The 21,070-nt window shown below is 73.7% G+C and carries 21 protein-coding genes; 9 read left to right on the forward strand and 12 right to left on the reverse strand.

The window, feature by feature from the left end; genetic code table 11:
- The first annotated feature begins 90 nt into the window (after positions 1–90).
- From IEZ04_RS06055 to IEZ04_RS06065, 3 genes are read left to right on the forward strand one after another with little or no spacing between them, the layout of a single operon-like run.
- On the forward strand, positions 91–1,422 hold the full coding sequence (locus tag IEZ04_RS06055) for an ABC transporter substrate-binding protein (RefSeq protein WP_189215632.1): 1,332 nt from the start codon (positions 91–93) through the stop codon (positions 1,420–1,422).
- The gene (locus tag IEZ04_RS06060) at positions 1,422–2,309 is read left to right on the forward strand and encodes a carbohydrate ABC transporter permease (protein ID WP_189215633.1); all 888 of its coding nucleotides are present in this window, start codon (positions 1,422–1,424) and stop codon (positions 2,307–2,309) included. The genes IEZ04_RS06055 and IEZ04_RS06060 overlap by 1 nt, the downstream gene beginning before the upstream one ends.
- Positions 2,306–3,130, forward strand: a complete 825-nt coding sequence (locus tag IEZ04_RS06065) for a carbohydrate ABC transporter permease (RefSeq protein ID WP_189215634.1) — start codon at positions 2,306–2,308, stop codon at positions 3,128–3,130. Before IEZ04_RS06060 ends, IEZ04_RS06065 begins: the two co-directional genes overlap by 4 nt.
- 15 nt (positions 3,131–3,145) lie before the next feature.
- Here IEZ04_RS06065 and IEZ04_RS06070 read toward each other — a convergent pair whose 3' ends face one another.
- The 3 genes from IEZ04_RS06070 to IEZ04_RS06080 all read right to left on the reverse strand — a co-directional run bounded on the left by IEZ04_RS06070 (position 3,146) and on the right by IEZ04_RS06080 (position 6,351).
- Positions 3,146–4,435 carry a ribonuclease D gene (locus IEZ04_RS06070; protein ID WP_189215635.1) on the reverse strand — a complete coding sequence of 430 codons (1,290 nt, stop codon included), beginning with the start codon at positions 4,433–4,435 and terminating at the stop codon, positions 3,146–3,148.
- Positions 4,436–4,659: 224 nt separating this feature from the next.
- Positions 4,660–5,322, reverse strand: coding sequence for a response regulator transcription factor (locus IEZ04_RS06075; protein ID WP_189215636.1), 663 nt, complete (start codon positions 5,320–5,322; stop codon positions 4,660–4,662).
- Positions 5,323–5,679: 357 nt separating this feature from the next.
- The gene (locus tag IEZ04_RS06080; RefSeq protein WP_189215637.1) at positions 5,680–6,351 is read right to left on the reverse strand and encodes a DUF3000 domain-containing protein; all 672 of its coding nucleotides are present in this window, start codon (positions 6,349–6,351) and stop codon (positions 5,680–5,682) included.
- Positions 6,352–6,552: 201 nt separating this feature from the next.
- On the opposite strand from IEZ04_RS06080, the gene hemE reads away from it, so the two are divergent.
- Complete coding sequence (hemE, locus tag IEZ04_RS06085; protein WP_189215638.1) at positions 6,553–7,620, forward strand: uroporphyrinogen decarboxylase; 1,068 nt, start codon at positions 6,553–6,555, stop codon at positions 7,618–7,620.
- Positions 7,621–7,648: 28 nt separating this feature from the next.
- Here hemE and IEZ04_RS06090 read toward each other — a convergent pair whose 3' ends face one another.
- Positions 7,649–8,467 (reverse strand): rhomboid family intramembrane serine protease, encoded by an 819-nt coding sequence (locus IEZ04_RS06090; RefSeq protein WP_189215639.1) that lies wholly within the window; start codon positions 8,465–8,467, stop codon positions 7,649–7,651.
- A gap of 121 nt (positions 8,468–8,588) precedes the next feature.
- On the opposite strand from IEZ04_RS06090, the gene IEZ04_RS06095 reads away from it, so the two are divergent.
- Positions 8,589–8,918, forward strand: a complete 330-nt coding sequence (locus tag IEZ04_RS06095) for a hypothetical protein (RefSeq protein ID WP_189215640.1) — start codon at positions 8,589–8,591, stop codon at positions 8,916–8,918.
- Between the two features lie 32 nt (positions 8,919–8,950).
- Here IEZ04_RS06095 and IEZ04_RS06100 read toward each other — a convergent pair whose 3' ends face one another.
- Positions 8,951–10,342: an FAD-dependent oxidoreductase gene (locus IEZ04_RS06100; RefSeq protein ID WP_189215641.1), complete on the reverse strand. Its 1,392-nt coding sequence runs from the start codon at positions 10,340–10,342 to the stop codon at positions 8,951–8,953.
- Positions 10,343–10,422: 80 nt separating this feature from the next.
- Between IEZ04_RS06100 and hemG the strand changes: the two genes are divergently transcribed.
- Both hemG and hemQ read left to right on the forward strand, forming a co-directional pair.
- Complete coding sequence (gene hemG / locus IEZ04_RS06105; protein ID WP_189215642.1) at positions 10,423–11,907, forward strand: protoporphyrinogen oxidase; 1,485 nt, start codon at positions 10,423–10,425, stop codon at positions 11,905–11,907.
- A complete protein-coding gene (hemQ, locus tag IEZ04_RS06110; RefSeq protein WP_189215643.1) occupies positions 11,904–12,635 on the forward strand; it encodes a hydrogen peroxide-dependent heme synthase in 732 nt (243 codons plus the stop codon). The genes hemG and hemQ overlap by 4 nt, the downstream gene beginning before the upstream one ends.
- Before the next feature lie 11 nt (positions 12,636–12,646).
- Here the strand turns inward: hemQ and IEZ04_RS06115 are convergent, their stop codons facing one another.
- The 4 genes from IEZ04_RS06115 to IEZ04_RS06130 form a co-directional block, all read right to left on the reverse strand.
- A complete protein-coding gene (locus tag IEZ04_RS06115; protein ID WP_189215644.1) occupies positions 12,647–14,308 on the reverse strand; it encodes an alpha/beta hydrolase in 1,662 nt (553 codons plus the stop codon).
- 123 nt (positions 14,309–14,431) lie between these two features.
- Positions 14,432–15,808 carry an MbnB/TglH/ChrH family RiPP precursor modification enzyme gene (locus tag IEZ04_RS06120; protein ID WP_189215645.1) on the reverse strand — a complete coding sequence of 459 codons (1,377 nt, stop codon included), beginning with the start codon at positions 15,806–15,808 and terminating at the stop codon, positions 14,432–14,434.
- Between the two features lie 115 nt (positions 15,809–15,923).
- Positions 15,924–16,727 (reverse strand): DUF4142 domain-containing protein, encoded by an 804-nt coding sequence (locus IEZ04_RS06125; RefSeq protein WP_189215646.1) that lies wholly within the window; start codon positions 16,725–16,727, stop codon positions 15,924–15,926.
- A gap of 107 nt (positions 16,728–16,834) precedes the next feature.
- Positions 16,835–17,575 carry a peptidyl-tRNA hydrolase gene (locus IEZ04_RS06130; protein ID WP_189215647.1) on the reverse strand — a complete coding sequence of 247 codons (741 nt, stop codon included), beginning with the start codon at positions 17,573–17,575 and terminating at the stop codon, positions 16,835–16,837.
- Between the two features lie 71 nt (positions 17,576–17,646).
- On the opposite strand from IEZ04_RS06130, the gene IEZ04_RS06135 reads away from it, so the two are divergent.
- Positions 17,647–18,525, forward strand: coding sequence for an ABC transporter ATP-binding protein (locus IEZ04_RS06135; RefSeq protein ID WP_189215648.1), 879 nt, complete (start codon positions 17,647–17,649; stop codon positions 18,523–18,525).
- Positions 18,522–19,196, forward strand: coding sequence for an ABC transporter (locus IEZ04_RS06140; protein ID WP_189215649.1), 675 nt, complete (start codon positions 18,522–18,524; stop codon positions 19,194–19,196). Before IEZ04_RS06135 ends, IEZ04_RS06140 begins: the two co-directional genes overlap by 4 nt.
- Here IEZ04_RS06140 and IEZ04_RS06145 read toward each other — a convergent pair.
- The 3 genes from IEZ04_RS06145 to IEZ04_RS06155 all read right to left on the reverse strand — a co-directional run bounded on the left by IEZ04_RS06145 (position 19,188) and on the right by IEZ04_RS06155 (position 20,907).
- Positions 19,188–19,385, reverse strand: coding sequence for a hypothetical protein (locus IEZ04_RS06145; protein WP_189215650.1), 198 nt, complete (start codon positions 19,383–19,385; stop codon positions 19,188–19,190). The genes IEZ04_RS06140 and IEZ04_RS06145 overlap by 9 nt on opposite strands.
- Entirely contained in the window at positions 19,382–19,597 is a 216-nt protein-coding gene (locus IEZ04_RS06150; protein WP_189215651.1) for a hypothetical protein, read from the reverse strand. Before IEZ04_RS06150 ends, IEZ04_RS06145 begins: the two co-directional genes overlap by 4 nt.
- A gap of 401 nt (positions 19,598–19,998) precedes the next feature.
- Positions 19,999–20,907 (reverse strand): hypothetical protein, encoded by a 909-nt coding sequence (locus IEZ04_RS06155; protein ID WP_189215652.1) that lies wholly within the window; start codon positions 20,905–20,907, stop codon positions 19,999–20,001.
- Between the last annotated feature and the right edge of the window lie 163 nt (positions 20,908–21,070).

Raw genomic sequence — 21,070 nt, forward strand, 5'->3', positions numbered from 1 at the left:
CGACTTTACCGGTTCAGTGACGGTCTGTCAGAGTGCCGAACCAGCCATCCCCTTCCACCCACTGGTGCTCATCCGTCCCGAACGGAGCTGATGCACGTGAACCACCGCAGGAGCCACCGAGGTCTCATCGCGACACTGCTCGCCGCCGCGATCGCGGCCGCGGGCTGCACGGGCGGCGGTGCCTCGTCCGAGGGCGCCGACGCCGAGGCGCCCGACGACCCGTCGAAGGTGTCCGGAACCATCACGGTCCTCACCCACCGCACCGACATCGTGCAGGACGGCACGATGGACCGCTACGCCGAGGCGTTCAACCGGACCTACCCGAAGGTGAAGGTCGAGTTCGAGGGCATCACCGACTACGAGGCCGAGGTCAAGATCCGGATGAACACGGAGGACTACGGCGACGTCCTGATGATTCCGGCCGTCATCAAGAAGAACGACTACCCGAAGTTCTTCGCCTCGCTGGGCACCGAGGAGGAGCGGAGCGAGAAGTACCGCTTCACCGACTACACCGCCGTCGACGGCAAGGTCTACGGCCAGAGCCCGATCGGCGTCACCCCGGGCTTCATCTACAACAAGAGAGTGTGGAGAGAGGCCGGAGTCACGGACTGGCCCACCACACCGGACGCGTTCGTCACCGCACTGAAGGCGATCAAGTCGAAGACGGACGCGGTCCCCTACTACACCAACTTCGCGGCGGGCTGGCCGCTGGCCCAGTGGACGACCGTCAACGGCTCGGTCGGCTGTGACACGGGGGCGACCACCAAGCTGGCCGAGGGCGACCCCTGGGCCGAGGGCGCCGACCTCCGCGTCGCCGACGAGCTGCTGTACGACATCGTGCGCGAGGGACTGATCGAGAAGGACCCGACCACCACCAACTGGGAGGCGTCCAAGCCCCGCACCGCCAAGGGCGGGATCGCCACGCAGTGGCTCGGGAGCTGGGCGATCATCCAGTTCCGGCAGGCCGCCGAGCAGGCCGGCGCCGACCCCGACGACATCGGCTTCATGCCCTTCCCCGCCCAGCAGGACGGGACGTTCTGCGCGGTCGTCGCGCCCGACTACAACCAGGCGGTCAACGTCCACTCCGACAACAAGCCGGCGGCCCGCGCCTGGATCGACTGGTTCACCGAGAAGTCGGGCTACGCGGACGACAACCTCGCCCTCTCCCCGCTGAAGGACGCGGCCCTGCCCGACGTGCTGAAGGACTACGAGGCCGCCGGGGTGACGTTCATCGAGACCGAGGACAGCAGGGGCGGTGAGGTCAAGGAGATCGACAACGCCTCCGAGGTCGGCATCTACCAGCCCGACTACCGCCAGGAGCTGGTCGACATGGCCCGCGGCGCGAAGGACGGCGAGCTCGACGACTACCTCGCCGGGCTCGGCGAGCGCTGGACCGAGGCGGCCACGTCCCTGGGGTCGTGATGGAACGGCTGCCGAACGCGGTGAAGGCGCGGAAACTGCTCACTCCGTGGCTGTTCCTGATCGCACCGCTGGTACTGCTGATCGTGTTCACCTACGCGCCGGTCGCGAACATGCTCGTCTACAGCTTCACCGACTGGGACGGCGTCAGCCCCGAGCTGAGCTTCACGGGCGCCGGGAACTACGTCGACATCTTCACCAGGTCGGAGCTCTTCCAGGTCTTCCTGGTCAGCGGCTACTACCTGGCCGCCTCCGTGGTGCAGATCGCCCTCGCGCTCTACTTCGCGACCGTGCTGAGCTTCGACGTCCGCTTCCGCAACTTCTTCAAGGGCGTCATCTTCTTCCCGTACCTGATCAACGGGGTCGCGATCGGGTTCGTCTTCCTCTACTTCTTCCAGGACGGCGGCACGCTCGACTCGGTGCTCGGTCTCTTCGGGTACGAGTCCGACCGCGCCTGGCTCGGCACCTCGACGTCCGCGAACGTCTCGCTGGCCGGGGTCTCGGTCTGGCGTCACCTCGGGCTGAACTTCGTGCTGTTCCTGGGCGCCGTCCAGTCGATCCCGGGGGAGCTGTACGAGGCGGCCGAGCTGGACGGCGCGGGGCGGTGGCAGCAGTTCCGGTACATCATCGCGCCCGGCATCCGCCCGGTGCTGAGCCTCACCGTGATCCTGTCGGTCTCCGGCTCGCTGTCGGTCTTCGAGATCCCGTACATCATGACCGGCGGCGCGACCGGCACCGAGACCTTCGTGATCCAGACGGTGAAGCTGGCCTTCCAGTTCAACAAGACCGGGCTCGCGTCGGCCGCCGCGGTCGTCCTGCTGCTGATCATCCTCGCGGTGACCTGGGTGCAGCGCCGGCTCGTCCCCGACGACAAGGTGGATCTCGTATGACACCCCTGGCCCGCGTGCTCACCCACCTGTCCCTGGCCGTCGCCTCCGTCGTCGTGCTGCTGCCGCTCGGCGCCGTCTTCCTGACCTCGCTGAAGACGCCCCGGGAGATGGCGGACGACAGCGGCGCGCTCTCGCTCCCGGACGACCTGCTCAACTTCTCCAACTACGTCACCGCGTTCCAGGACGGCCGGATGGTCGCGGCCTTCGGCAACACGGCCTTCATCCTGCTCTTCGCCATCGCGGGCACGGTGGTCATCGGCTCGATGGCCGCCTACGCGATCGACCGCTTCACGTTCCGCTTCCGGGGGCTGGTGGTGGCGCTCTTCCTGGTGGCGACCCTGGTGCCCGGGGTGACCACGCAGGTGGCCACCTTCCAGATCGTCAACAGCATGGGCGTGTTCGACACCCGCTGGGCGCCCGTCCTGCTCTACATGGGCACCGACATCGTGTCGATCTACATCTTCCTGCAGTTCGTCCGGTCGATCCCCGTCTCGCTGGACGAGGCCGCGCGGCTGGACGGCGCGGGCGCCTTCACGATCTACCGGAAGATCATCTTCCCGCTGCTGAAGCCCGCGATCGCGACGGTCGTGATCGTGAAGGGGATCACCGTCTACAACGACTTCTACATCCCCTTCCTCTACATGCCCTCCGAGGACCTTGGCGTGATCTCGACGTCGCTGTTCCGTTTCAAGGGGCCGTTCGGCGCGCACTGGGAGGTGATCTCGGCGGGCGCGGTCCTCGTCATCCTGCCGACGCTGATCGCGTTCCTGTTCCTGCAGCGCTACATCTACAACGGCTTCATGCGGGGGGCGACGAAGTGAGACCGGGGGCCTGCTTCAGGCCCCCGTGACCGACAGCGCCCCCACCAGCACCGGAGTCACCTGCTCCACCTGCCACGGCCGCGCCCCGTGCGCGGCCAGCGCGGCGGACACCGTCCCGGCGTCCACGGGGGCGGGCGGCTCCCAGCACACCCGCCGCACGGTGTCCGGGGCGATCAGGTTCTCCTGCGGCATGCCGAGCCGCTCGGCCAGCCCGGACACGGCGGCCCTGGCGGCGGACAGCCGCGCCGCGGCCGTCGGGTCCTTGTCGGCCCAGGCCCGCGGCGGCGGGGGACCGGCCACCGGCTGCCCGGGCTGCGGCAGCCGGGACTCGGGCAGTTCCCGCGCGCGGTCGACGGCGGCCTGCCACTGCTCCAGCTGACGGCGGCCGATGCGGTGCCCGAAGCCGTTCAGCGCGGCCAGCGCGTGCACGTTCGGCGGCACGGCGAGCGCGGCCTCGACGATCGCCGCGTCGCTCAGCACCTTGCCCGGCGAGACGTCCCGGCGCCGCGCGATGCGGTCCCGGGTCTCCCACAGCTCCTTCACGACGGCCATCTGCCGGCGCCTGCGCACCTTGTGCATCCCGGACGTACGGCGCCAGGGGTCCTTGCGCGGCTCGGCGGGCGGTGCCGAGGCGATCGCGTCGAACTCCTGCCGGGCCCACTGCAGCTTGCCCTGCCGGTCCAGCTCCTTCTCCAGCGCGTCGCGCAGGTCGACGAGGAGTTCCACGTCGAGGGCCGCGTAGCGCAGCCACGGCTCGGGCAGCGGACGCGTCGACCAGTCGACCGCGGAGTGGCCCTTCTCCAGGACGTAGCCGAGGACGCCCTCGACCATCGCGCCGAGGCCGACGCGCGGGAATCCGGCGAGGCGGCCGGCCAGCTCGGTGTCGAAGATCCGTGCCGGGACCATGCCTATCTCGCGCAGACAGGGCAGGTCCTGGGTGGCCGCGTGCAGCACCCACTCGACGTCGGCGAGCACCTCGCCGAGGCCCGACAGATCGGGGCAGGCCACGGGGTCGATCAGGGCGGTACCGGCACCCGCGCGGCGCAGCTGCACGAGGTAGGCGCGCTGTCCGTAGCGGTACCCGGAGGCGCGCTCGGCGTCGACGGCGACGGGGCCGGAGCCGGCGGCGAAGGCGGCGACCGCCTCGGCGAGCGAGTCCTCGTCGGCGATCACGGGCGGGATGCCGTCCTGCGGTTCCAGCAGGGGGATCGGCGCTTCCAGCGCAGAAGATCCGCCGTCGTCCGGAGGGGCGCCCCCGGTGGTTCGCAGTGAACTGTCTGCTGCGGTCTCTTGGGCGTCGGTCACCTGTCAAGGGTATCTGTGTATGGACTGCACCTGCCGACGGAACGTTCCGTCGACGCGGCGACGAGGGTCGTAAACCGGTCAGCCACCGCGTGCGCCCGTGCCCGGGTGGTGGGAGGACCGGGCCCGGTGAACGGGAGCGGGGAAGCCGGGCCCGGTGGTCAGGGGCGCGGGACCGGAGTCCGGACGCCGGTGCGGCGTGGGGGTGGCCGGCCCGGGACGGGCGCTCAGTGGATGATCCCGGTGCGCAGGGCCACCGCCACCATCCCGGCGCGGTCGCCGGTGCCGAGCTTGCGGGCGATGCGCGCGAGGTGGCTCTTGACGGTGAGCGCGGACAGGCCCATCGACACGCCGATCGCCTTGTTGGACTGGCCCTCCGCGACGAGGCGCAGCACCTCGACCTCGCGGCCCGACAGCTCGCGGTAGCCGCCCGGGTGGCTCGGGGCGCCCGGGGGGCGGCGGTGCATACGGGCGGCGGCGGAGCCGATGGGGGCGGCGCCGGGACGGGCGGGCAGGCCGAGGTTGGTGCGGGTGCCGGTGACGACGTATCCCTTCACCCCGCCGGCGAGGGCGTTGCGGACGGCGCCGATGTCGTCGGCGGCGGAGAGGGCGAGGCCGTTGGGCCAGCCCGCGGCGCGGGTCTCGGACAGGAGCGTGAGTCCGGAGCCGTCGGGCAGGTGGACGTCGGCGACGCAGATGTCGCGGGGGTTGCCGATGCGGGGACGAGCCTCCGCGACGGACGAGGCCTCGATGACGTCGCGCACACCGAGCGCCCACAGGTGGCGGGTCACGGTGGAGCGGACGCGGGGATCGGCCACGACCACCATCGCGGTCGGCTTGTTCGGGCGGTAGGCGACCAGGCTTGCGGGCTGCTCGAGGAGAACGGACACCAGGCCTCCTGGGGTGCGGGACGGAACCGGCTCGCGGGGATCAGGACCGGGACCAACCGTGCTTTCAAGGTCACAGACCTCTTCGGCAACAGGCCGGGCGTTCTTTAGAGAATGATCACGATTTGGTGAGTAACAATACGTGCAATTCGGACACGCCTTCGATCATTCGAAGATCGAACGGTGTCGCTCCGCGTCGATACGGGTCCGAAAGTGGCCGTATCGACAAAGAGGCAGAGGCAAACGGGTGATCTCTGCGGGAAGCGGGCGCGGACGCGCGAAGGCCCCTCGGCGGTGCGGCCGAGGGGCCTTCGGAAGGGGTGGCCCGCCGGGTGCGGACGGGGCCGGGCGGGGACGCGGCTAACGGGTGCGGGGACCCCGGCGCTGGGGCAGTGAGACGACGGACGCGTCGCCCGCCGTGGCCGGGGGCAGACCGGCGACCTGCGCGAGGAGGTCGCACCAGGAGACGAGGTGGGAGGCGGTGTCGGGGACGCCGCCCAGGCCCTCGCGCGGGGTCCACGAGGCACGGATCTCGATCTGCGAGGCGGCCGGGCGGGCGCTGAGGCCGCCGAAGTAGTGGGAGCTCGCGCGCGTGACGGTGCCGCTCGGCTCGCCGTACGGCAGGCCGCGGGACTGGAGCGCGCCGGTCAGCCAGGACCAGCAGACGTCGGGGAGCAGCGGGTCCGCGGCCATCTCCGCCTCCAGTTCCGCGCGGATCAGGGTGACCAGCCGGAAGGAGCCCTGCCAGGCCTCGTGCCCGGCCGGGTCGTGCAGCAGGATCAGACGTCCGTCGGCGAGGTCCTCCTCGTCCTCGTCGAGGACCGCGGCCTCCAGGGCGTACGCGTAAGGGGCGAGCCGCTGCGGCGGGCGCGCGGCCTCGAGCTCGATCTCCGGCCGCAGACGGGCGCCTCTCAGCGCGTCGACGGCCGCTCGGAAGGGCAGCGGCGCCGTCTCCATAGCTCTCCGGTCCCCCTCCTTCGGGTCGCCCATCCCGCCAGTGTCGTCCGACAGTCGTCCCTGAGCCGCAGCCATGCGGGGAAGAGTAAGGGGAACGGGGCCCCGGCGCGGGGAGAGACACCCGTACGCGAGGTCACGGTCGCATCGCGGTGGGCGAACGCGCGCCGATACGGTTCCCGCACCCGGGCGCGCCCGCACGGGCCGGTGCCCCGGGCACCGCGCACGCCGCGGGGGCCCGGGGCGAAGGGGCCCGCGCGCCGTGCGAGACTTTTCGGCGTGAGTGCCATCGTCAGCCCTTCGGGCCCCCAGCCGACCGCCACGTACGACTCCGCCTTCCTCAAGGCGTGCAGGCGCGAGCCCGTGCCGCACACGCCGGTGTGGTTCATGCGGCAGGCGGGGCGCTCCCTGCCGGAGTACCGCAAGGTGCGCGAGGGCATCCCGATGCTGGAGTCCTGCATGCGCCCCGAGCTGGTCACGGAGATCACGCTCCAGCCCGTGCGGCGGCACCACGTGGACGCGGCGATCTACTTCAGCGACATCGTCGTCCCGCTCAAGGCCATCGGCGTCGACCTCGACATCAGGCCCGGGGTCGGCCCGGTCGTCGAGAACCCGGTCCGCACCCGCGCCGACCTCGCCCGGCTCCGCGACCTGACCCCCGAGGACGTCCCTTACGTCACCGAGGCGATCGGGCTGCTCACCGCCGAGCTCGGCGAGACCCCGCTCATCGGTTTCGCCGGCGCCCCCTTCACCCTGGCCAGCTACCTCGTCGAGGGCGGCCCGTCCCGCAACCACGAGCACACCAAGGCGCTCATGTACGGCGACCCGCAGCTCTGGGCCGACCTGCTGGACCGTCTCGCCGAGATCACCGCCGCGTTCCTGAAGGTGCAGATCGAGGCCGGCGCCAGCGCCGTGCAGCTCTTCGACTCGTGGGTGGGCGCCCTCGCGCCCGCCGACTACCGGCGCTCCGTCCTGCCGGCGTCGAGCAAGGTCTTCGAGGCCGTGGCAGGGTACGGCGTCCCCCGCATCCACTTCGGCGTCGGCACCGGTGAACTGCTCGGCCTCATGGGCGAGGCGGGCGCGGACGTCGTCGGCGTCGACTGGCGCGTCCCCATGGACGAGGCGGCCCGCCGCGTCGGCCCGGGCAAGGCGCTCCAGGGCAACCTGGACCCGGCCGTCCTCTTCGCCGGCCGGGAAGCCGTCGAGGCCAAGACCCGCGAGGTCCTCGACGCGGCGGCGGACCTGGAGGGCCACATCTTCAACCTCGGTCACGGCGTCCTGCCCACCACGGACCCCGACGCGCTGACCCGGCTCGTCGAGCACGTCCACACGCAGACGGCGCTCTAGTACGCCCCTGAAGCCGGCCGGGAGCCGCTCACCAGCCGTGCCGCGCGCGCCTGCCCCACAGCAGGCCGCGCGGCTCGGGCGGCGGCGGGGTGCCGGGGCGCAGCGGCCACGCCAGCAGCATGCCCACGAGGAACCCGGCGACATGGGCCGCGTACGCCACGCTCCCCGCGGCCGAGACGCCCTCGCCCGCCGAGTACACCGCCTGCAGCACGAACCAGAAGCCCAGCACCAGCCACGCGGGCAGCCGCAGCGGCAGGAAGATCAGAAACGGGACCAGCACCCAGACCCGGGCCCTGGGGTAGAGCACGAGATACGCGCCGAGCACCCCGGCGATCGCCCCCGAGGCGCCGATCAGCGGCTCGCCCGAGTCCGCGTTGAGCAGGGCGTAGCCGTACGTGGCCGCGTACCCGCAGACCAGGTAGAACAGCGCGAAGCGGACATGCCCCAGCCGGTCCTCGATGTTGTTGCCGAAGATCAGCAGGAAGAGCATGTTGCCCAGCAGGTGCAGCCAGCCGCCGTGCAGGAACATCGCCGACAGCACGGACAGCACCGGCGACTTGTCGTAGCCCGGCGGTCCCACCACACAGCCGGGCCCCTGCGGGCCCACCCCCGTCCCGCCCGTGGGCACGAGCTGCGGCATCCGCGCGTGGATCAGCTCCTGCGGCACCGCGGCGTAGTGGTCGAGGAAGGCGTGCAGCCTGCACAGCTGCGCCAGCCCGCCGTCGCCCGCCACCGAACCGGCCAGGCCCGGCATGAGAAGGAAGACGACGACGTTCACGGCGATCAGCGTGTACGTCACGTAGGGCGTGCGACGCGTCGGGTTGACGTCATGGACGGGGATCACCACAGGGGACGTGTGCCCCCGTTCCGGCTCCGGAACCGGCGCGTTGAACACGGTGGCGCGACCGTGCGTATGTCTTCGCAACGCCCGCGATGCCAGGCCCGACGGACCACGTGAGGAACAGGCGATGAACGACCGAGTCACCCCGCCGATGCACGCCCTGCCCGACGGCGAGGCCGAGATAGCCCTGGTGGTGCGGCTGCCCTGGGAGGACGTGGCGCGGCTGGGCCAGGAGGCCGGCCGGCTCGCCGCCCAGATGCAGCGCCCCGTCACCCTCGACGAGGCCGTCGGTCACCGGCTGCGGACCGCACGCCCGGCCGCCGCCCACGCCAAACCGCCGGCCGACCCGTCGATCGCGGGTCCCCTGCCCGCCACCGCCTCGGTGTCGTCCCTGCCGCCGCGCCCGCCGGCCGAGCAGGCCCGCCAGGCGATCGACCGGATCAACGGGTCGGTCTGACCGGGCGCCGTACGGCGCGGCACGCCCGGACCTCACGCGCCCCCGCGCCGCACCGCGCCCACCGCCTTCCTGGCGGCCACCAGCACCGGGTCCCACACCGGGGAGAACGGGGGCGCGTACCCCAGGTCCAAGGTGGTCATCTGCTCCACGGTCATGCCCGCGGTCAGCGCCACCGCGGCGATGTCCACGCGCTTGCCCGCGCCCTCGCGGCCGACGATCTGCACCCCGAGAAGACGTCCCGTGCGGCGCTCGGCGAGCATCTTCACCGTCATGGGGGCCGCGTCCGGGTAGTAGCCGGCGCGGCTCGTGGACTCGATCGTCACCGTCTCGAACTGCAGCCCCGCCCGCCGCGCGTCCTTCTCGCGCAGCCCGGTGCGGGCGATCTCCAGTGCGCAGACCTTGCTGACCGCCGTGCCCACGACGCCCGGGAACGTGGCGTACCCGCCGCCGATGTTGGTGCCGATGATCTGCCCGTGCTTGTTGGCGTGCGTGCCCAGCGGTATGTGCCGCTCCCGGCCGGAGACCAGGTCGAGCACCTCCACGCAGTCGCCGCCGGCCCAGACGTTCTCGTGGCCGCGCACCCGCATCGCCAGGTCGGTCAGCAGCCCCCCGGCCCCGCCCAGCGGCAGCCCCGCCCGCTCGGCGAGGGTCGTCTCGGGCTGAACGCCGATCCCGAGGACGACGACGTCCGCCGGGTACTCGGCGTCCGCCGTGGCCACCGCGCGGACGCGACCCTCGCCGTCCGTGCGGATCTCGGTGACCTCGGCGCCGTTCACCATGGCGATGCCCATGCCCTCCATGGCGTCGTGCACCAGACGGCCCATGTCCGCATCGAGCGTCGCCATGGGTTCCGCGCCGCGGTTGACGACGGTCACCTCGTACCCGCGCGTGAGGAGCGCCTCGGCCATCTCCACGCCGATGTAGCCCGCGCCGACGACCACCGCGCGGCGGCCCTCGGTGGCGGCGAGGGTGTCCAGGAGGGCCTGCCCGTCCTCCAGGGTCTGCACCCCGTGCACCCCGCGCGCGTGGGCCCCCGGCAGCGACGGGTGGACGGGGCGGGCACCGGTGGCGATGACGAGCTGGTCGTACGGCGTCCAGGACTCGGCCCCGGAGCCGAGGTCCCGCGCGCGGACGCGCTGCTTCTCCACGTCGATCTCCAGGACCTCGGTACGCATCCGCAGGTCGATGTCCCGGGCCCGGTGCTCCTCGGGCGTGCGGGCGATCAGCCGGTCCCGTCCGGTGACGTCGCCGCCCACCCAGTACGGGATGCCGCACGCCGAGTAGGACGAGAAGCGGCCCCGCTCGAACGCCACGATCTCCAGCTCGTCCGGTCCCCGCATCCGGCGCGCCTGCGAGGCGGCGGACATGCCCGTCGCGTCGCCGCCGATCACGACCAGTCGTTCTCTCCCAGAGTCCTTGACCATGCCGACCACGCTACGGGGCGGCCCACGGATCACCGTGACCGGCGTCGGCGCCTGTCAGTGGGGTCTGAGAAGGTGGGTGCATGCGCGGAACAAGTGCGGAGACCGCGGGCATCGCGGACACAGGGCAGGTCATCGTCATCGGGGGCGGCATCGCGGGACTCGTCGCCGCCCACCGCCTGCTGGACCGGGGCGCACGGGTCACCGTGCTGGAGGCGTCGGACCGGCTCGGCGGGAAACTGCTGCCCGGCGAGATCGAGGGGGTCCGCGTGGACCTCGGCGCCGAGTCGCTGCTGGCCCGCCGCCCCGAGGCGGTCGGCCTCGCCCGCGCGGTCGGCCTCGGCGACCGCCTCCAGCAGCCCGCCACCGCCACGGCCTCCATCTGGACCCGCGGTGCCCTGCGCCCCATGCCCAAGGGCCACGTCATGGGCGTGCCCGGCGCCGCGTCCGCCGTCGCCGGGGTGCTGTCGGAGGAGGGCCTCGCACGCATCGAGCGGGACGCCGGCCTGCCGCGCACGGAGGTCGGCGACGACGTGGCGGTGGGGGAGTACGTGGCGGCGCGCCTCGGCCGCGAGGTCGTCGACCGCCTGGTGGAGCCCCTCCTGGGCGGGGTGTACGCGGGCGACGCGTACCGCATCTCGATGCGTGCGGCGGTGCCCCAGCTCTTCGAGGCGGCCCGCGCGCACACCTCGCTGACGGAGGCCGTCCGCGCGATCCAGGGACGGACGGCCGCGGCGGCGCGGACCGGTTCCGCTCCGTCCGGGCCGGTGTTCATGGGCGTCGAGGGCGGTGTCGGGACGCTGCCGCTCGCCGTCGCCGACTCCGTACGCGCGCGGGGCGGCGAGATCCTGACCGGCACGCCGGTGACGGAGCTGCGCCGCACCGGCACGGCGGAGGCGGGGCGCGCGGGCGCCTGGCGGGTGGTCGCCGGGGGCCGTGTCCTGCACGCCGACGCGGTCGTCGTGGCCGTGCCCGCACCGGCCGCCGCCGGGCTGCTGCGCGCCGAGGCCCCGGCCGCCGCGGCCGAGCTGGCCGGCGTCGAGTACGCCTCCATGGCCCTGGTCAGCCTCGTCTACCGCCGGGCCGAGGCGGAGCTGCCGGAGGGCAGCGGCTTCCTCGTGCCGCCGGTCGACGGGCGGACCATCAAGGCGTCGACGTTCGCGTCCCGCAAGTGGGGCTGGATCGCGGACGAGAACCCGGACCTGCTGGTGGTGCGCACCTCCGTCGGGCGGTACGGCGAGACGGCGGTCCTCGGTCACGACGACGAGCACCTCGTGGACGTCTCCCGGCACGACCTGCGCGAGGCCACCGGCCTGGACGCCGCCCCCGTCGCCACCCGCGTCACCCGCTGGGCCGACGGCCTGCCCCAGTACCCGGTCGGCCACCACGCGCGCGTGGCCCGCGTCCGCGAGCAGGTGGCCAAGCTGCCCGGTCTCGCCGTGTGCGGTGCCGCGTACGACGGCGTCGGCGTCCCGGCGACCATCGCGAGCGCGTACGCCGCGGTGGACGCGCTCACCGCCGACCCGGTGCCGGGGCCCGCGGACGGGAGGAGGACAATAAGGCCATGAGTGACACTGCTCCCGCCGCCGAACCTGCCCGCATCCCGAACAAGGGCAAGCTGGCGAAGGACCTCAACGAGGTCATCCGGTACACCCTGTGGTCGGTCTTCCAGCTGAAGGACGTGCTGCCCGAGGACCGCGGCGGCTACGCCGAAGAGGTCCAGGAGCTGTTCGACCAGCTCGCCGCCAAGGACGTCACCGTCCGCGGCACCTACGACGTGTCGGGCCTGCGCGCCGACGCCGACCTGATGATCTGGTGGCACGCCGAGACGAGCGACGCGCTGCAGGAGGCGTACAACCTCTTCCGCCGTACGAGGCTCGGCCGTGCGCTCACGCCGGTGTGGTCGAACATGGCGCTGCACCGCCCCGCCGAGTTCAACCGCTCGCACATCCCGGCGTTCCTCGCCGACGAGACGCCGCGCGAGTACGTCAGCGTCTACCCCTTCGTGCGCTCCTACGAGTGGTACCTCCTCCCCGACGAGGAGCGCCGCACGATGCTCGCCGACCACGGCAAGATGGCCCGCGGCTACCCGGACGTGCGCGCCAACACGGTCGCCTCGTTCTCGCTCGGCGACTACGAGTGGATCCTCGCCTTCGAGGCCGACGAGCTGTACCGCATCGTCGACCTCATGCGTCACCTCCGTGGCTCCGAGGCCCGGCGGCACGTCCGCGAGGAGGTGCCGTTCTTCACCGGCCGCCGCAGGTCGGTCGCCGAGCTGGTGGCGGGTCTGGCCTGAGGCCCTGACGGTCAGCGCAGCGCCCGGGCGGCCCGTTCCCCGGCGGACGGGCTGCCCGGCGCCGCCGGCCTCGGCTCCGGGCGCGGCGCGCACGACGCGCCCCGCTCCGGGACCCGACCCTCCAGCAGGTAGGCCTCCAGGTGGGCGTTGACGCACGCGTTCCGTCCGCCCGCGACCCCGTGCGTACCCGCGTTCCGCTCGGTGACCAGGACCGAGCCGGACAGCCGCCGCCGGAGCTCCAGCGCCCCCTCGTAGGGCGTCGCCGCGTCCCGTTCCCCCGCGAGGAGCAGCGTCGGCGGCAGCGCGCCGGGGCCCGTGCGGACGTCGAGCGGCCGCTGCCGGGTCGCCTTCCAGTACGCGCACGGCAGGTTCATCCACACGTTGTCCCACGTCTCGAACGGTGCCGTGCGCGCCAGCCGGGTGTTGTCCCGGTCCCAGGTGCGCCAGTCCGTGGGCCAGGGTGCGTCGTTGCACTCCACGGCCGTGTAGACCGCGTTGCCGTTCTCCTGCTCGGTGATCCCCTCGGCACTCGGCGCCGCCTGCTGCACCAGCGGCTTCGCATCGCCCTTCAGGTAGCGCGACAGCGCCAGCGCCCGCTGCGGCCAGTAGTCGTCGTAGTACCCGGCCTGGAGCATCGCGGCCTGCAGCTGCCCCGGCCCGACCTTGCCGCCCGCGGGCTCGGCGGCGAGCCGCGCCCGTGCCCGCTCGTAACTCCTGAGCACCTCCTGCTCGGTCCTCCCCAGCCCGTACACCGCGTGGTGCCGGGCCGTCCACGCGCGGAAGTCCGCCCAGCGGCGCTCGAACGCGGCCGACTGGCGGAGGTTGTTGCGGTACCAGATCCCCTCGGGGTCGGGGTTCACCACCGAGTCGAACACCATGCGGCGCACGTGCGAGGGGAAGAGCGTCGCGTACACCGCCCCGATGTACGTGCCGTACGAGGCACCCATGAACGTGAGCTTCTCCTCGCCGAGCGCGGCGCGCAGTACGTCCAGGTCACGCGCGTTGTTCAGCGAGTGGTAGTGCCGCAGCCCGCTGCCGCCCCGCCGGTCGCAGCCGCGCGCGTACGCCTGGGCCCGCGCGACGCGTTCCCTCTTGTACGACTCCGAGGGGTGCGTCGGCTGCTGGGAGGGCCCCTTCTTCACCAGTTGCTGCGGGTCCCGGCAGGACAGCGGCGCCGAGCGCCCCACACCGCGCGGGGCGTAGCCGACGAGGTCGTACGCGCCCGCGAGGCGCTGCCACTCGGGCAGGTGGGCGGCGAGCGGGAAGTGCATGCCCGAGGCGCCGGGACCGCCGGGGTTGTAGACGAGGGCGCCCTGCCGCGCGACCTTGCCCGAGCCCTTGCCGGAACCCTTGCCCGTGGCCTCGACGCGGCTGACCGTCAGCTTGATCTTCGAGCCGTTCGGCCGGGCGTAGTCGAGGGGAACCGTGACGGTGCCGCACCGCACGGGCGCCGGAAGACCCTCCTCCTTCGGGCAGACGCCGAAGCGGATGCCCGCCGCCTCGGCGCGCCGGGCCGCGACGGCGGCCCCCTGCGCCTCGGCGACCGCCGTGCCGTCGATCCCCGTGAGGACCGAGACGTCCGGCCAGTGGCTCGTGTCGCTGCGCGCGGGGGCGGCGGTCAACGCTGTCAGCAGCAAGGACCCGACGGCTCCATAGACGGCGGCGGCTCTCATCGCGTGATCCCTTCGGTCCTTACGGTGACGACAGAAGGGATGTTTCGATCACTGGTGGACGAAGTAAAGCAACCAGGCCGTGGGCGCGTCCCCATTGCCCCGGGCCGCCGTACGCACGGGCGCTCAGCGGCGGAGCAGCACCCGGCGGGCGGTGCGGGCCAGACGCGCGGTCGCCCGCCCGGAAGGCGGCGTCGGCCCCGACCGCTCCCGCCACCACGCCCGCAGCCGCCGCGCCTCGGAACCCCCGGGGACCCCGTCGCGCAGCAGTCCCTCGACGAAGTCCAGGGCGTCGCGGCGGTACCCGCCGGTCAGCGGCCGGCCCTCGGCGTAGGCGAGGAAGGCCGGCCGGTACGCCCCGCCGAGGATCTCCGGGAGCTCCGGCGCGACCTTGGCCACGACGTCCGCGCGCTTGGCGGCGAGCGCCCGTGCCTGCACGCCCAGCCGTGCCCGGTCGAACCCCTCGGGCGCGGGTGTGCCCGCGACCAGCGCGGACAGCAGCGCGGCCTGCCCGGTCCCGAGGCGCTGCCGGGCGGGGGCGGTGTCCGCCTCGGCTTCCGGTGCGCCGCCCCGCGGCCCGGGGAGCGCCCGCACGCCCGCGCCCCCGTTCCCGCCTGCGCCGGAGGCACCCCGTACCGTCTCCCGTATCGCCGCCACCTCCCGCTCCAGCTCCTCCGGCGCGGGGAAGTTGTCGTCCCGTTCCAGGAGGACGCCCGGCGGGGTCACCCGGGAGGCCAGGCCGGCGAGGATGTCGTGGACCTGCCGGGGGACGGGGTGGGCGTGGCTGTCGTGCCAGACGCCGTCCCGTTCGAAGCCGCCCGCCACATGCACGTACGCGACGGCCTCGACCGGCAGCTCGTCGAGCGCCCTCGCGGGGTCCTCGCCCTGGTTGACGTGGTTGGTGTGCAGGTTGGCCACGTCGATGAGCAGCCGCACCCCGGTCCGGTCGGCCAGCTCGTACAGGAACTGTCCCTCCGTCATCTCCTCGTCGGGCCAGGACAGGAGCGCCGCGATGTTCTCCAGGGCGAGCGGCACCGGCAGGGCGTCCTGGGCGATGCGGACGTTCTCGCACAGCACGTCCAGCGCGTCGCGGGTGCGCGGGACGGGCAGCAGGTGGCCCGCCTCCAGCGCCGGGGTCCCGGTCGGCGGGCCGCCCGCCCGGACGAACGCGATGTGCTCCGTGACCAGCGGCGACCCCAGCGCCCCGGCCCGCTCGGCGAGCGCCCGCAGCCGCTCCGGGTCGGGACGGCGGGCGCCGCCGAGGCCGAGCGAGACGCCGTGCGGCACCACCGTGACGCCCCGTTCCCGCAGCCGGGTCAGCGACGCGGGGAGGTGCTCGGGGCACACGTTCTCCGCCACGACCTCCACCCAGTCGACGCCCGCCGTGCCCGGTGTGCTCGTGGTGTCTGTCGTGCCCGCCGTGTCCGTCATGCGCTCCACGGCGTCGGCGATCTCCGGCCGCCAGCCGATGCCCGTCCCCAGGCGCACGTGCCGCTGCTGCATCGTTCCTCCCCCGGATCACCCTCGTACCGGTCGCCCGGCGTGACGGGGTGATGGCCCCGGGCACGGCCGCCCAACCCCGCGAGGCGGACCTTCAGAGCAACATTTGAGCTTCGGCTCAGCCGACCCGCCCGCCGGTCCGCGGCACCTCCGGCACCGTCGCCTCCGGCCGGTCCGTGCTGATGACGCCGGGCTCGCCCGGCGACGGCTGCGACGTCACGCTGATGTCGCCGGTCGCCTCGGCGGGCGGTGCGGCCGGGACGGAGACACCGGGCCGGGGCGCCGGCGGACCGGTCGGGCTGGCGGTCGAACCGGCGACGGTGTCGTTCGCGATGGCGTCGAAGTCGACCTTGCCCGTCTTCTCCAGCACGGTGATGTGGTCGAGCACGGTCTGGTTGGCGTCCGAGGCGAGCTGGCGCACCAGTGTGTTGCGGGTGCTGTTCCGGACCGCGCCGATCGCCGGAAAGATCTTGCCGTGGGCGGCGCGCAGGAGGTTGGCGAACTTGTACTCGTAGTCCGCGCCCCGCGCCTGCGTCAGTTCGTTCAGCCAGCCCCGCTGCTGTTCGTTCGGCACGTTGGGCAGTTCGACACCGAGCTGCTCCGCGACGATCCGTACGCGGTTGTCCAGGTCGGTGTGGCCGACGACGAGGTGGTCGGCGGCCTCCTTGATCGCCTGGGTGGGCGCGCGCTCCAGGGCCTGCTGGCCGGCGGGCAGCTCCCACAGGCCGGCCAGCCGGACCCGCACGATCAGATCGCGGTCGGAGGCGGTGAGCGGACCCCACCGGGTGTTCACCGCGCCGGCGGCGACATTGGCCTGTTCGGTGCCGGACCGGTCCGCGTACGACCAGACGGGGAACGCCAGCGCGCCGGCGGTGCCGATGAGTGCCAGGCTGACGAGGACCGAGCCGTTGATACGCCGCATGGGGACGCCTCCCGGAGAAACCAACTGGTCGTTGGGGATCGTTACGTGGCCAGTACCGGTAAGTACGTGCGAGGCGGCGGTGATGTTCAGCGGCGTCCGCGGGACCGTCAGCGGTGGCGCAGCGCCGGGTGGTCCGCCACCACCGTGCAGGAACCGGGGGCGATCTCCGTGAAGCCGGCGTCGCGGACCACGGGGAGCCCGGAGGCGGTCAGCTCGCGCCACCGCGCCGGGTCGGCGGTGCGCACGGCGAGCGGGAAACCCGCCTCGCGCCAGACGGTGCGCTCCTCGTCGTCCAGCTCCCACCAGGCGAGCTGGGCGCCGTGCCCCGCCTGGGCCATCGCCTTGCCCGCCGACATCTCCAGGTCCGGGCTCAGCCACAGCACGGGAGCCGCCGGGTCCGCCCCGACCGGGGGCTCGGGGTCGTCGAGGTCCGTCCCCGAGACCTGGAGCTTCGCCAGTTCCTTGGGCCAGCCGTCCAGCGGCACCGGCGGGAACACCCGTACCTCGGCCGACTTGCCCGTCACCGTGATCCCGGGCAGCGCCTCCGCGCGCCGCCACTCCGCGCCCCGCGCCCGGCGGACGACCTTGCGGATCCGGGCGTCCTGCCAGTCCCGCATCGCCCGCGCCCACTCGCCGTCGCCGAGGGACCGCTCGTCGCTCAGCATGACGAGCACCGCGCGGGCCGCGGTCTGCAGCGCGTCGGTACGGGCCGGGGGCGCGGCCTTCTCGATCCGCACCACCAGGGGCAGCACGAACTGGGGCGCCTCGTCGCGCGCGGTCTCCTCGCGGCGGAACGGCCGGGACGGCTGAGACGGCAGGGACGCGGAGCTGGGGTCAGGGATCGTCACACGTCCCAGTCTGCCAGGCAAAAGACGCGGATCCCTGCGCGCACCCGTACATCCGTACGAGGATGGGGCCCATGGGAAGCGGGGTGCGGAGCGGGACACGGATACGGCTGGACGGCGTCGGCCGTCGCTACGGGCTGCGCGGGCGCTGGGTGCTGCGCGGGGTCGACCTGGACGTGGCCCCCGGCGCCCTGGTCCGCGTCGAGGGCGCCAACGGCACCGGCAAGTCCACGCTGCTCCGGCTGCTCGCCGGACTGGACGCGCCCACGGAGGGCAGGATCGTCGGACGCCCGCGCACCGCGTACGTCCCCGAGCGCTTCCCCGCCGCGCTGCCCTTCACCGCGTCCGGGTACCTCACCCACCTCGGTGCCGTCCACGGCCTGACCCGCGCGGCCGCCGCCCGCGCCGCCGACGAGTGGCTGGAGCGCCTCGGGGCCGCCGGACACGCCCGTACGCCCCTGTCGGAACTGTCCAAGGGCGGCAGCCAGAAGGTCGCCGTCGCCCAGGCCCTGCTCGCGGCGCCGGAGCTGCTCGTCCTGGACGAGGCGTGGACCGGGCTCGACGCGGCGAGCCGGGAGGAACTGGAGCGTGCCGTGGCCGAGCGCACGGCCGACGGGGCCGCCGCGGTCTTCGTCGACCACGACCCGCGCCGGCTCGCGGGGATGACGGACGCGACGTACACGGTCGCCGACGGTGCCCTGACACGCCGTACCGCGGCCGAGCCCGCGTGGCCGGACGGGCCCCGCGTCGCTGTCGAGGCCAGGGGACCGGCGGGCGCGCGGCCGCCGGCGGAGGCCGTGCGGCTCTCCGTGTCCGTGGCGGAACGGGCGGACGGCGCCTTCCGCCTCGATGTCACGGGACCGCGGTCGGACGCGGTCCTGCGGGCACTGCTCGGGGCGCGGCCGCCCTGGCACGTGGTGAGCGTGCGGCCCCGTGAGGAGGGCCGCCGGTGACGACCGCCCTCCTCCGCTACCAGGCCGCGCTCCTGGTGCGCTCCCAGCGCTGGCTGCCGCCCCTCATCCTGTACGTGGCGGCCCTCGGCATCGGCGTGCAGGGCGGGCAGCCCGTGCTGGACTCGCTCGGCTGGACGGCCGCCGCGCTGCTGCCCGTCACCGCGTGGCTGGTGCGCGTCTGCGCCACCAACGAGCCGGCCGCCGCCCGCGGTTGTGCCGGCGCGGCGGCCGGCCCCGGCCGGGCGCACCTCGCGTCCCTGCTCGTGGCCCTGGGCGCGGCCGTGCTGCTCGGGGCGGCCGCCGTGGGCGTCGTCCTGGCCGTCAGCGAGCCGGCGGGCACGGACCGCCGGACACCGGTACCGGTGGGTCCGGCGAGCGGCGCCGGGCTGTCGGCCGTCCTCGCGTGCGCCCTCGTCGGCGCGGCCGTCGGCGCGCTGACGACGTGGCCGGTGCTGCGCTCCCGGGGCCGCGCCGTGCCCGCGCTGCTGCTCGGGGCGCTGCTGGCCCTGGTCACCACCGGCTCCCCGGCGCGGGCGGCGGTCGACGCGCTGGTGCGGGGTTCGCAGGAGGGCACCGTTCCGGCGCCGCTCCTGCCGCTGGCCCCGGCCGCCCTGTTCATGGCGGCCGCGACGGCGCTCTCCTGCGCGCTCACCACCCGTCGCTCATCCTGAACAGGCGGACCGCTGGGCCTCCTGCCACTCGCACACCGGGCACAGGGTGACGCCCTTGTACGTCTCCGGGTACTCGGTCGGCTGCCGGCACAGCACGCACTCGGCGTACGGAGGGCCGTCGGCCTCGGCCGGCTGCCCGGTCCGCCGCCGCTCCTCCGGGCCGGTGGCGCAGTAGTCGCTCTCGCTCATGTGTCCAGCGTAGGTCCGGTCGTCGTGGTCGTCGTGGCCGCCGTGGCCGTCGTGGTCGCCGCGAGAAGTTCCTCCGTCCACGCACGCACGGCCCGGCCGACCTCGGCAGTCACGTGTGCGAGCAGGGTGCCGTCCCGTTCCCCGGCGGAGCCGGCCACCGCGCCGGTCTCTCCCCCCAGCGCCGGGTCGGCGGCGGCCAGGGGGCCCCGCACGGCGAGGCGACGGGCGTCGAGACACCCTGCCGGGATGCGACGCGTCCCCGCTCGGCGGCCCGGTCGACTCGTACGACGGCACCGATCCGCCCCGCCGCCGCGCACAGGCCGCCGTCGGCACCGCGGACGACCAGCTGGAACGGGCGTCGCGGCCCCGTTGCGTGATCCGGCCCTGTGGCCCCGGGACTGCCCCGCCGGCCCGGCCCGGAGGTGAGCGACGGTCTGCGGATGCTGCCCGTGGTGCGGCCCGGGTAGGCCGTGACCCTGGCCGGCGCACCGTCGGGCGGTACCGTCACGGACCTGCGCCACCGAGGACACGCACCGTGTCGCCCGGCACGCGGCACGGACGGGGGCGGCGGCCGGTCCGCGCCTCGGTCCCGGCCGCTGATGCGCTCACGGCGTCACGCGGGCCCCGGCCGTTTCCCGGCGGTCTCCTCCTCGGAGTCGGAGGAGGACGACGCGTTCTCGTCGGAGGAGGACGACATGGCCTCCAACGTCGCACGCGCTTCAGCGGTGAGCTGCTTCTTGCCGCTCAACACGTCCTGGTAGTACCTGGCCCCACCGCCTGCCTTGCTCGCCTTGCCCATCGGGAAGTCCTCCAGGAACTCCGGCGCCTCGTGGTACGGGTCCGACTGCCTGTCCAGAGCGCTTCGCAGTGCCTTGCCGGCCCCGGGGAACCTGTTCTCCTCGGACGCGGCGATCGCGTAGAGCATGGCGGCCGCGCGTCTCTGCGTCGCGTCCAGCCTGTCGAGGTTCTCGGAGCTCACCTCTCCGCTGCGCAAGGCGTTCGTGAGGATGCCGAACTGATCGGCGTCGAGCTGCGGAACCACCTGCTCGTACTTCTCCCCGATCGTCTCGCTCCCGGGGTGCTGCCGCGCGTTCGAACGGATCCAGGGCACTCCGCCCCGCCCCTGAGTCACCGTGTACGGGCCGAAAGGGGTCTGGTACTCCCCGGGGGCGAGCGGCGCCTCGCCCTCTCCCAGGCGGTCCTTGGCGCGCTGGTGCGCCCTCCGCAGCCTGCTCTCCGCGTCCATGGGTTTCTCGTCGACCGGCGTCTCGTCGACCGACATCTCGTCGTCGGACCGGGGCGGGGCGGGGGCGCGCTGGACGGGTACGGCGCGTCCGACCGCCGCCACGGCAGCGGCGTTCCCCGCTGTCAGCTGCAGGGTCCGCACGGCGTTCGCCGTCATCGGCCTCCCGGCCGACCGGGCCACCGCCCCGCCGGCCGGACCCGGCCGGGACCGGGGCCGGTGCTCGTGCCCGGCACCGTACTCCGACTCCGAGCCCGCGTTCCGCACCTGCCTGCGCATCCCGACCACCTTCACCTCGACAGTGCGCGCACCCGTTGAGTGCCGACCCGCTCCCCGTCGCATTGTCCGGAGGCACGGGGTGCGCGGGCAGTGCGGCGGGGGCATACCTTCGGGCACGATCCGTTGCCCGAAGAAACGCCCCGGCCGCACCGCACCGGTACAC

The organism is Streptomyces ruber (assembly GCF_014648075.1).
Lineage (GTDB): Bacteria > Actinomycetota > Actinomycetes > Streptomycetales > Streptomycetaceae > Streptomyces > Streptomyces ruber.

Bases quoted from the DNA above. Each gene is read 5' to 3' on its own strand.
- IEZ04_RS06055 (WP_189215632.1), top strand. From the start codon at position 91: ATGCACGTGAACCACCGCAGGAGCCACCGAGGTCTCATCGCGACACTG.
- IEZ04_RS06060 (WP_189215633.1), top strand. From the start codon at position 1,422: ATGGAACGGCTGCCGAACGCGGTGAAGGCGCGGAAACTGCTCACTCCG.
- IEZ04_RS06065 (WP_189215634.1), top strand. From the start codon at position 2,306: ATGACACCCCTGGCCCGCGTGCTCACCCACCTGTCCCTGGCCGTCGCC.
- IEZ04_RS06080 (WP_189215637.1), bottom strand. From the start codon at position 6,351: ATGGCTGCGGCTCAGGGACGACTGTCGGACGACACTGGCGGGATGGGC.
- IEZ04_RS06095 (WP_189215640.1), top strand. From the start codon at position 8,589: ATGAACGACCGAGTCACCCCGCCGATGCACGCCCTGCCCGACGGCGAG.
- IEZ04_RS06100 (WP_189215641.1), bottom strand. From the start codon at position 10,342: ATGGTCAAGGACTCTGGGAGAGAACGACTGGTCGTGATCGGCGGCGAC.
- hemG (WP_189215642.1), top strand. From the start codon at position 10,423: ATGCGCGGAACAAGTGCGGAGACCGCGGGCATCGCGGACACAGGGCAG.
- hemQ (WP_189215643.1), top strand. From the start codon at position 11,904: ATGAGTGACACTGCTCCCGCCGCCGAACCTGCCCGCATCCCGAACAAG.
- IEZ04_RS06115 (WP_189215644.1), bottom strand. From the start codon at position 14,308: ATGAGAGCCGCCGCCGTCTATGGAGCCGTCGGGTCCTTGCTGCTGACA.
- IEZ04_RS06120 (WP_189215645.1), bottom strand. From the start codon at position 15,808: ATGCAGCAGCGGCACGTGCGCCTGGGGACGGGCATCGGCTGGCGGCCG.
- IEZ04_RS06125 (WP_189215646.1), bottom strand. From the start codon at position 16,727: ATGCGGCGTATCAACGGCTCGGTCCTCGTCAGCCTGGCACTCATCGGC.
- IEZ04_RS06135 (WP_189215648.1), top strand. From the start codon at position 17,647: ATGGGAAGCGGGGTGCGGAGCGGGACACGGATACGGCTGGACGGCGTC.
- IEZ04_RS06145 (WP_189215650.1), bottom strand. From the start codon at position 19,385: ATGAGCGAGAGCGACTACTGCGCCACCGGCCCGGAGGAGCGGCGGCGG.
- IEZ04_RS06155 (WP_189215652.1), bottom strand. From the start codon at position 20,907: ATGCGCAGGCAGGTGCGGAACGCGGGCTCGGAGTCGGAGTACGGTGCC.